Source organism: Bradyrhizobium sp. (assembly GCF_004799405.1).
Taxonomy (GTDB): domain Bacteria; phylum Pseudomonadota; class Alphaproteobacteria; order Rhizobiales; family Xanthobacteraceae; genus Bradyrhizobium.
Genome location: NZ_SSMW01000039.1, coordinates 1 through 9,412, shown reverse-complemented (window position 1 = coordinate 9,412; position 9,412 = coordinate 1). Strand labels below are relative to the sequence as shown.

Sequence of the window (9,412 nt, the reverse complement as noted above, 5' to 3'; positions counted from 1 at the left end):
GCGCGGCGCACCATTCCGGATTGCGTGTTGGATGATCGGTATCGCCAGAAATGACTCGCGGTCTTTGCTGGTCTCGTCGATCAGACGATCGTAAAAGCTCATCTTCCGTTTCTCCGTCAGCGCGTCAAACAGCTTCCGCATAGGTCAACCCGCATCCCCTACCCTGCATCCGGTACCTTGCACCTCACCGCGATCGAATGCGAAGCGAGGACTGGGAATCGCAAAAACCTTCGGCTCCGACTCGTAATATGTACCCCATCTTTCGTGATCAGGGATCCGGCGATAGTCAGGGTCAGCCAGATAGGTCAGAGGATGCCCCAATCGCTCCACCAACTGCCGTAAGCGGCGCGTCAGCGTAAAGAACGACCACATGAAACCGTTTGCTTCTCCTAAACGTCCAATGGACTCAATGAATCCGATCGTCGCGCGTGGCGCCCGGCTTGCGAACGTGGTGACTTCGAAAATCTCGGAGCGGGAAATCGTGCGCTTTGACACCGCGCCTAGCGCCTGTTCGATCGGCGAATCCAGATAACGCTCGGAGAAGAAACCATCATCCTGAAATCGTACACCGGCCGCGCAAGCGACCTCGTCGCCGTCGTTCAAAAGGGCAAAGATGCAGGCAGGAAACGTTCGTAGCTGTGCGCTCTGCGGCATAGACGTTCCGAATGAAAGTTTCAGCGCGCTCGCGTAAAGCATCACCCTGTCGGAAGACGATGGTTTCGCACATCTGTGTGCCTCTCGATTCCACCGAACAGCATGTGTTACCCAACAACGGCTTAATTGAGTATGTGGTTGTTTATTGGAACTCTTAGGAAACAATCGGCGCGTGACGGCCCTTGGAACTCGACCATATCTGACTTAGAATCATTCTAAAAGAGTTTTCTTAGTGGATCGGAGGGAGTTTTCGGTCGCGGTCGGCGAACAAACCTCAAGTTCCTGGTTAAGAAACTGTTTACGTCTGTCTGGCACTTTCGTTCGAAATCCTTAAAGCCGATACGATAGAGACCAGGCAGTGGACATTTCCGGAATTTCTTCATCTTCAGGACTTCACGCGGTCTCCGGCGCAAGCTACGGCGCGCCGCCGCAGCAAAAGATGTCGAGTCTGTTTGATTCGATAGACTCTAGCGGCTCAGGGTGGATCACGCTGTCTCAATTCGAGCAGGCCTTCCAGACGAAAAATCCTCCGGCCGTGTTTCAGCAACAGGGAGCGGATGCGATTTTCGCCTCACTCGATCCCACGGGCACCGGTAGCGTATCGAAGCAAGATTTCGTCTCGACCATGTCTGGCTTGATGGCATCACTCCGTGCCGACGGACCTGCACAATCGGCGTCGCAGCCGGCTGATACATTGACCGCGAGTCTGCAGGCTCTCAATCAGATCGATCCCGCAGCCGTGTCGCCAACGGCGTCGCCGGGAGCGCTGATCAATATTAGCGCGTGAGTAGTGGCGGCTCGCTGCCGGAGTATTCCCCGTTCTCGTCGATCAACATGTGACGAACGCCCAGGCCTTGAAGCCAGGCGGCCCCTTCCTTTCCCTTTAACATTGCCGCCGTCGACAGGCTCCCGGCGACCAGGCAGTGATCTGAAATTACGGTAACCGTAGTAAGTCCTCGGGCTGGCCATCCGGTTCTCGGATCGAGAATATGGCAATAGCGCCGGCCATCGACTTCAATGAAGCGTTCATAGTCCCCACTAGTGGCGAGCGCGCCGTTTGCCAGCTCAATTTCGGCGACAAGCTTTCCGGCGTCCCGCGGATGCCGGATGCCGATTCTCCAGGGTTGCCCGTCGGGTTGCGGGCCGATAACGCGAATATCGCCGCCCAAATCGACGAAGCCGTGACGCGCGCCAAGATCAAGGCATACTTCCGCGGCGCGATCGGCTGCATATTCCTTTCCAAGGCCGCCGAAATCGAGCTCCATGCCGGGTTTTCGGAAGTGAAGCTGGCTGTCCGCGAGGGCTACATTGTCGAGACCAATGAACGGCAATGCGGCGTCGATCGATGCTTGATCGGGTAAATGCGAGGCGGAAAAGTCCCAGACCGTCCGAAGCAGACCTGAGGTGATGTCAAAAGCGCCAGCGCTCTTTGCAAAACAGGCCTTTGCATAAGCGATCAAAGCCGCCGTCTCTGCGTCGATTTCGATAACGCCACCGGTCGCCGCGGCCTTGTTGATCCGTGCTAGTTCGCTATCGCCGCGGTAGCGCGAATAACGCGTCTCAATTCTTCTGACTTCGGCCTCGGCGGCTGCTGCGAACAGCTCGAGATATTCGGCTGTTTCTCCATAGAGGTGGACTGCACAGTCAGATGCCATCGCGTAGAATTGATGCACCGTCGAAAGCATCACGTGGCTCCAGCAGAGTCGGCAACAAATTTGCACAAAATGCTTGCCATTCAGCGGGACAACGCACGGACAGGGCCAGAGCGCCTCGGCATATCCGGTCGGTGCCGATTTTGTTACAAAAGTCGGCTGCTGCCGATGGGCGGTCGGCCGTTTCGTTAAGAGCGGCTAGCTTTGATCCACCGGCCCTGACGCCCTCTACGCAACTCCAACGTTACGCAACTTGCGACGAAGGCGCAATTGATTGGTGCAATACCGCTCAATTTCAGGCCTGCCCCTTTGCCGCAACTGGGGCGGTGCAGTGATGGACAGACAGTTCCGTTCCGTTGCCTTGGTAGACTTGTTGCATAGGGAGATTTCCGTATCGAAGCCGGAGCAGATGCTCAGTTGTGCGCCTGTGTTGTCAATTCCATGCCCGGCGGAGCTTTCGCCCAGGCGTAGTTATGACTCGCAAGATTATAGCCGCGGTCGAAAAGTGCGACCATGTATTTCTGGTCGAACGGCTCATCGCTGGTCTCGGTAAAATCGGCTGGAATGCTCGCAAGATTGAAGTCTATTCCGTCGCGCTTCGTCACCGAATAGATCCGGTAGAGATCACCGATCCCCTGATTCTTGATCAGCGTCGAGATCGAACGCTGCGTAATCGATAATACATTCTCGCCAACGGATTGCCATTCCGGATCGATTTTTCCATTTCGGATAACGTACAGTCGCGGTTTCGGCGCGGGTCTTGCCGCTTTTTGATTGTGGGACGCAAATGAAAGGACTGACGGAGCGATGAACACTTGGCGGGTAACTCCACCGTCGACATGAAGCTCGTCGTAATTCTGTCCGCCAACCCGCACCTGAATACGGACCGGCGGAAACACCACCGGAAGCGTCGCCGATGCCAACAATATCTTGCGGAAGAGCACCGTCGCCTCGCGATCGTTGCTCATCGCGATCCGCCCCATGTCCCACAATACAGGCCGCTGCGTATCGAGATTGGTGGTGCCGATCAGCAAAATTCGACCTTTGATCCGCTCTCTGGCGACCTCCTGAATGAACGCATCGTCCACGTAGGTCTCAATCAATTTCACCAACGGCGCGTCGTCAGTGAGCGAAGAGCCTTCGAGCAAACCATGCACGTTATAGGTAAAAACGTCCTTCCTACCGTATTTTGTAAAAATCTCGCGCAGTTGACTGTCATGCGCTCGCCCCAGGAATGCGAACGGGGCAATCAGCGCGCCCGAGCTGACGCCCGTTACCAAATCGAACGGCGGCCGCGTGCCCGCATCGCTCCAGCCGACCAAGAGGCCAGCGCCAAAGGCGCCGTCTTCGGCGCCGCCGGAAATCGCGAGAAGATTTGATACCGGTGTATGTCTCTCAGGCCCCGGCACATCCGCCATTATGATCGACTGGATTTCCTTGCTCGAGGCATCGCCCCAGAAGCGGATGTTATGAAAGCCTTCGACCTCGATCTGGCTGGCTCTCGCTTGCGGCAAGACGTTGCGCGGGGAGATCGTCGCGCATCCTGCCGTCAGAATCGATATGAGGCCGATCAAGCCAAAAAGGGACGTCCGCCGCAGCACAACCTCGGGGCGGACTGTCACGCCGTCTCTGATCGAAGGCGAAAATGGCGCGCTGAAGGACTTCATCTTTAGCCAAGCGATCTCAAGGTACCGCAACGACACGGCCAGGATCGCGGGCGTGAGGACATTTTAGTTTTTCGCAACAATTCCATCGAGGAGTATCCTGGTCCCATCGAGCTTGCACTTCAGTTATGAACCCGCGGCGGTTGCGTGTTGGCTTTGTGGTGATATCGCGGCGGCACCATGCCCCGGCTTAACAATCCGTGATAAAAATTGAATAGTTGGTACAACCTGCTACCCGCGCAGACATTGGGCGTCATCAACATCTGGATCGGTCGACCCTAACGCGACAGTGATACTTTCAGAAGGATGGGCGGAGGAAATACGGGAGGGAGCGGACGGTTGAAGCAGACCTATTGTGTTGACGATGGCAAGTAACTCCCGATATCAAAATAGCGTTCGCCCCGATCGATAACATTTGGTGAAATGGCAGAGATGACAGACACGCAAATGCCAGAGCGGTCCGGTGCGATGGTTGACCCTGCCGCTGTCAGGCGCACTGATTTAGACGCGTTGCGCATCCTGATTTGCGGTAGCGTCATTCTCGCGCATGCGCTTCTGATCTTTGCCGTCGAGCCGCGCTCCACATCGAGCGCGTCGCGGGGAAAGACTACACCACTCTAGAAGCCATCAAGAGAATGAGAGAACTATGCCGCGTCCAAGCAAAGGAGCCCGACTGTACAAGCGAAAAGCTAGATCCCACGATGGTAGAATCGTTCACCAAGCCGTCTGGATCATCAAGGACGGCGACCGCCATATCGCCACAGGATGCATTGCGGACGCGTCTCAAACAAAACCGCCTCAAGAAGCAGAGCAAGCCTTAGCCGACTACATCGCTCGAAAGTATCAACCGGAACGCCGCCGGCAGGATATCGACGACATCGACTGCGCTGACGTCCTGTCGATTTATCTGACCGATATTGGTGAGCCGGACGACCAGTTCGAGATCGACGCAAGGATTGAACGCCTCAATGAATTCTGGGGCGGAAAGAGATTGTCAGCTGTCAATGCTCAGACCTGTGCGGCGTACGTCAAACATCGTGGCAACCGTGGCGGCGCGCGCCGTGACCTTGAGACTTTTCGCGCCGCAATCAACCACCATGCAAAGGAAGGCTTTCACCGGGGCGTGGTGCGGGTGTCGCTTCCGCCCAAGGGCGAGGGCCGCGACCGATGGCTCACGCGAAACGAAGCTGCAGCGCTCATTTGGCATTGCTGGCGATATCGGGAGAGACAGACGAATCATTCTGGCACGTCAAAAGGTCGCCTCGTGCAGACCGACCGACGCCCGCTGAGACATGTTGCCAGGTTCATTCTGATCGGCTTGTACACCGGCACCAGGGCGGGGGCGATCGCCTCAGCATCGCCGTATGCTGAACCCGGCCTCTCGTATGTCGATCTTGCGCGCGGCATTTTCTATCGCAAGCCGATCGGCAAGCGAGCCACCAAAAAGCGGCAGACGCCGGCACCGATCCCACCGCGGCTGCTCGCCCACATGCGGCGCTGGACGGCACGAAAGTTGATCGCCACCTGCTTCGTTGAATTCAACGGCAAGCCGGTTTCATCGGTAAAGAGGGGCTTCCACAGCGCCGTGAATCTCGCCGGTCTGAGCGGTAGGGTCACGCCACACACTTTGCGCCATACGGCGGCCACTTGGCTGATGCAGCGCGGCGTGCCGATCTGGGAGGCGGCCGGATTCTTGGGCATGTCACCCGAGGTGCTGCAGGACACCTATGGGCACCACCATCCCGATCATTTGCAGGGCGCTGCGGCTGCAATCGGCCAAAAAGGCCGCTTCGTTTCGGTGGCCGAAACGGTGGTCAACTTGACCGGTGATGCAAATGAGAAGAAAAACTCTAATGATTTCTGGTCGGAGTGGCAGGATTTGAACCTGCGACCCCTGCGTCCCGAACGCAGTGCTCTACCGGACTGAGCCACACTCCGACAAGAACGCGGCTTATAGCCTTCGGTGTCGCGCACCGCAAGAAGCCGAATTGAGGACATAAACCCCGTGAAAACCGGCCTGACAACGCAGATTCTGCCCGCCGGCGAGGCTGCCGTGGCCGACGCGGCGCGGTGCCTGGCGGCAGGCGGGCTGGTCGCGTTCCCGACCGAGACGGTTTACGGGCTCGGCGCCGATGCCACCAACCCTGCGGCGATTGCGCGGCTCTATCAGGCCAAGGGCCGGCCATCGTTCAATCCGCTGATCGCCCATGTCAGCGACCTTTCGGCCGGGATGCGGATCGCCCGCTTCGACGCAACGGCGACCGCGCTGGCCAACGCGTTCTGGCCGGGTCCGCTGACGCTGGTGCTGCCAAAGACCCAGGACTGCGCGGTGGCCGATCTCGCTACCGCCGGGCTCGATACCGTCGCGATCCGGGTTCCCGCTCACCCGGTTGCGCGGGCTGTTTTACATGCGTTCGGCGGCCCGGTGGTGGCGCCCTCGGCCAACCTGTCGGGCCATGTCTCCCCGACCACGGCCGCCCATGTGCAAAGCGACCTTGCGGGGCGCATCGACCTGATCGTCGACGGCGGCGCTGTCACGGTCGGGGTCGAATCCACCATTGTCGGATGCTTCGATGCTCCGATGCTGCTGCGCCCCGGCGGGCTGCCACGCGGCGAGATCGAGCGCGTGCTCGGCCGCGCGCTGGCGCAAATGCCGGATGACGCGAACAGCGACAACACCCAGCCGCTGGCGCCGGGCATGCTGGCCTCGCATTACGCGCCGCGCACCAAAGTCAAGCTCAACGCCGACAGGATCGAGGCTGGCGAAGCCCTGCTGGCGTTTGGTTCGGATCGCGTGCCGGGAGCAACGGCGTCAACCATTGTGATGAATTTGTCCCCGCGCGGCGATCTCGCTGAAGCCGCCGCCAATCTTTTCGGCTATCTTCGCGAGCTCGACACCAAGGGCGCGCGCGCCATCGCGGTGATGCCGGTGCCGGATCACGGGCTCGGCGAAGCTATCAACGACCGGCTGCGCCGCGCCGCGATGGGACGGGAATGAAGAGACGCCAAAGAAGAACCAGAGACCGAGATGAATATCGTCCAGCCTTCGACCCCGCCGCTCTCGCCTGAACTGGTCGCGCGTTTTCGCAGGATCGTCGGTGACAAATATGCGATGACGGATGCGGCCGACATCGCGCCCTATCTGACCGAAGAGCGCGATTTGTTTCACGGCCGCTCTCCGCTGGTGCTTCGGCCGGGTTCGACCGCGGAAGTATCAGCGATCTGCAAGCTCGCCACCAAACACAAAATCGCGCTGGTGCCGCAGGGCGGCAATACCGGCTTGGTCGGCGGACAGACCCCGCATAATGGCGAGGTGGTGGTCTCGATGCGGCGGATGGACAAGATCCGCGACATCGATCCGGCCTCCAACACCATGACCTGCGAGGCCGGCGTGGTGCTGCAGGTCGCGCAGCAACGCGCGGCCGAGGTCGACCGGCTGTTCCCACTGTCGCTCGGCGCGGAGGGAAGCTGCACCATCGGCGGCAATCTTTCGACCAATGCCGGCGGCACCACCGCGCTGGCCTATGGCGTGGCCCGCGAGATGGCGCTCGGGGTGGAAGTGGTGCTGGCGGACGGGCGCATTCTCAACAGCCTGTCGAAGCTGAAGAAAGACAACACCGGTTACGACCTGCGCAACCTCTTCATCGGCGCCGAAGGCACGCTCGGCATCATCACCGCGGCGACGCTAAAACTGTTTCCGAAGCCGCGCGCGGTGGAGACGGCGTTCGTCGGCCTGAAATCGCCTGCGGACGCGCTGAAACTGCTGACGATATCGCAGAACGAGGCCGCCGGCAGCCTTACCAGTTTCGAGCTGTTGTCCGAACTCGCGGTCGATTTCAGCGTGCGTCATGGCATCGACATCCGCGATCCCCTGGCGGCCAAGCATCCCTGGTACGTGCTGATGGAGCTGTCTTCCTCGCGCGACGACGCCCGCGCGGCGCTGGAATCGATCCTGGCGCAAGGCCTGGAGCAAGGCATTGTCGACGATGCCGTGATCGCCGCCAATCTCGGCCAGCGCCAGGCGTTCTGGAAGCTGCGCGACGAGATGTCCGCGGCGCAAAAGCCGGAAGGCGGCTCGATCAAGCACGACATTTCGGTGCCGGTCGCAGCCGTGCCGGATTTCATCGCCGAAGCCGATGCTGCCGTTGTAAAACTGCTGCCAGGCTCGCGGCCGGTGCCGTTCGGCCATCTCGGCGACGGCAATATCCATTACAATGTCAGCCAGCGCCCCGGCGACAACGCCGCCGATTTCCTCGCCCGCTGGCACGAGGTCAATGCGGTCGTGTTCCAGATCGTGATGCGGATGGGCGGATCAATCTCCGCCGAGCACGGCATCGGCGTGCTCAAGCGCGACGAACTGCCGGAGGTAAAGGACAAGGTCGCGATCGAGCTGATGCGCGACATCAAGGCGATGCTCGATCCGCTCGGCATCATGAACCCCGGCAAGGTGCTGTAAGCGTGGCTCCGGCAATCTCTCCTACCGCGCTGACGATCGCTGCGATCGAGGACGCCGATATCGCCGATGTGATCGCGCTATGGCAGCGCTGCGGCCTGACGCGGCCATGGAACGATCCCGCAGCGGACATCGCGCTCGCCCGCAAGGGACCGAATGCGACCGTGCTGGTCGGGCGTGACCGCAGCGGCCTCGTCGCCTCGGTGCTGGTCGGCCATGACGGCCATCGCGGCTGGGTCTATTACGTTGCCGTGGATCCCGGATGCCGCCACCAGGGATATGGTCGCGTCATCATGGCAGCTGCGGAAGACTGGCTGCGCTCCCGCGGTCTCGAAAAACTGCAACTCATGGTCCGTGGAGACAACGTCGCGGTTCACGCCTTCTATCAGTCGCTCGGCTACCTCGAACAGGATCGCGTGGTGTTTGCGAAATGGCTCGACGGGCGCGAGCCGACACCGTAACCGAAATAGCAGGCACAGCATGACCGTTGCCGACCGCATCCGGGTCCAGAGCGTCCGCGTTCTGTCCGACAACCACTACACCTTAAAGACTTCGACCTTCGAATGGCGGCGCGCCAATGGCGAAAAGGTTTTTGAAGCTTTCATGAGCCCGGGCGCGGTGACCGAGAAGCTGCACTTCTTTGTCGCGGAATACGCGCCGGATATGAAGATCGGAGCTGGCGGCGGCATCGCTTCCGAAGGCGAGGACATCGAGGTGCTGGAGTTGCCGATCGTCCAGGCCCTGGCCATGATCGGCGACGGTCGCATTGCCGACGCCAAGACCATCATGCTGCTGCAGTATGCGGCGCTGAACATTTTTGCGCGGGATGCTTGAACGACATGCGCATCGCCCTGATCCACGCCTTGAAGCATTCGATCGGACCGATCGAGTCCTCGTTCGCCCGGCTTTGGCCGGACGCGACTTTGATGAACCTGGTCGATGACAGCCTGTCGACCGATTTGGCGCGTGATGGCCGCCTTACCGACGCG

General features: G+C 59.8%; 8 protein-coding genes, 1 tRNA gene and 2 pseudogenes. 7 read left to right on the top strand and 4 right to left on the bottom strand.

Annotation, left to right across the window (positions count from 1 at the left end; genetic code table 11):
- Positions 1-144 precede the first annotated feature (144 nt).
- Positions 145-696: a thermostable hemolysin gene (locus E7813_RS07040; protein WP_291572220.1), complete on the bottom strand. Its 552-nt coding sequence runs from the start codon at positions 694-696 to the stop codon at positions 145-147.
- A 316-nt stretch (positions 697-1,012) separates the two neighbouring features.
- Between E7813_RS07040 and E7813_RS07035 the strand changes: the two genes are divergently transcribed.
- Positions 1,013-1,441, top strand: a complete 429-nt coding sequence (locus E7813_RS07035; RefSeq protein WP_291572218.1) for an EF-hand domain-containing protein — start codon at positions 1,013-1,015, stop codon at positions 1,439-1,441.
- Here E7813_RS07035 and E7813_RS07030 read toward each other — a convergent pair.
- Both E7813_RS07030 and E7813_RS07025 read right to left on the bottom strand, forming a co-directional pair.
- On the bottom strand, positions 1,431-2,339 hold the full coding sequence (locus E7813_RS07030) for an FAD:protein FMN transferase (protein ID WP_291572216.1): 909 nt from the start codon (positions 2,337-2,339) through the stop codon (positions 1,431-1,433). The two genes, E7813_RS07035 and E7813_RS07030, sit on opposite strands and share 11 nt — an antisense overlap.
- Positions 2,340-2,719: 380 nt before the next feature.
- Entirely contained in the window at positions 2,720-3,973 is a 1,254-nt protein-coding gene (locus E7813_RS07025) for a patatin-like phospholipase family protein (RefSeq protein WP_291572214.1), read from the bottom strand.
- Between the two features lie 643 nt (positions 3,974-4,616).
- On the opposite strand from E7813_RS07025, the pseudogene E7813_RS07020 reads away from it, so the two are divergent.
- Positions 4,617-5,612, top strand: a pseudogene (locus E7813_RS07020) (site-specific integrase); the annotation flags it as partial.
- A 219-nt stretch (positions 5,613-5,831) separates the two neighbouring features.
- Here the strand turns inward: E7813_RS07020 and E7813_RS07015 are convergent.
- Positions 5,832-5,908: transfer RNA gene (locus tag E7813_RS07015), tRNA-Pro, on the bottom strand.
- Between the two features lie 67 nt (positions 5,909-5,975).
- Here E7813_RS07015 and E7813_RS07010 point away from each other — a divergent pair.
- From E7813_RS07010 to E7813_RS06990, 5 genes and pseudogenes are all read left to right on the top strand, one after another.
- Positions 5,976-6,968 (top strand): L-threonylcarbamoyladenylate synthase, encoded by a 993-nt coding sequence (locus tag E7813_RS07010; protein WP_291572212.1) that lies wholly within the window; start codon positions 5,976-5,978, stop codon positions 6,966-6,968.
- A gap of 30 nt (positions 6,969-6,998) precedes the next feature.
- Positions 6,999-8,426, top strand: coding sequence for an FAD-binding oxidoreductase (locus tag E7813_RS07005; protein WP_291572210.1), 1,428 nt, complete (start codon positions 6,999-7,001; stop codon positions 8,424-8,426).
- A 2-nt stretch (positions 8,427-8,428) separates the two neighbouring features.
- Positions 8,429-8,884 (top strand): GNAT family acetyltransferase, encoded by a 456-nt coding sequence (locus E7813_RS07000; protein WP_291572208.1) that lies wholly within the window; start codon positions 8,429-8,431, stop codon positions 8,882-8,884.
- Between the two features lie 19 nt (positions 8,885-8,903).
- Positions 8,904-9,257 (top strand): hypothetical protein, encoded by a 354-nt coding sequence (locus E7813_RS06995; RefSeq protein ID WP_291572207.1) that lies wholly within the window; start codon positions 8,904-8,906, stop codon positions 9,255-9,257.
- A gap of 5 nt (positions 9,258-9,262) precedes the next feature.
- Positions 9,263-9,412 (top strand): annotated as a pseudogene (locus E7813_RS06990) (arylsulfatase); the annotation flags it as partial.

Excerpts from the sequence above, each read along its gene's own strand:
- E7813_RS07040 (WP_291572220.1), bottom strand. The coding sequence starts at position 696 with ATGCTTTACGCGAGCGCGCTGAAACTTTCATTCGGAACGTCTATGCCG.
- E7813_RS07030 (WP_291572216.1), bottom strand. The coding sequence starts at position 2,339 with ATGCTTTCGACGGTGCATCAATTCTACGCGATGGCATCTGACTGTGCA.
- E7813_RS07025 (WP_291572214.1), bottom strand. The coding sequence starts at position 3,973 with ATGAAGTCCTTCAGCGCGCCATTTTCGCCTTCGATCAGAGACGGCGTG.
- E7813_RS07005 (WP_291572210.1), top strand. The coding sequence starts at position 6,999 with ATGAATATCGTCCAGCCTTCGACCCCGCCGCTCTCGCCTGAACTGGTC.
- E7813_RS06995 (WP_291572207.1), top strand. The coding sequence starts at position 8,904 with ATGACCGTTGCCGACCGCATCCGGGTCCAGAGCGTCCGCGTTCTGTCC.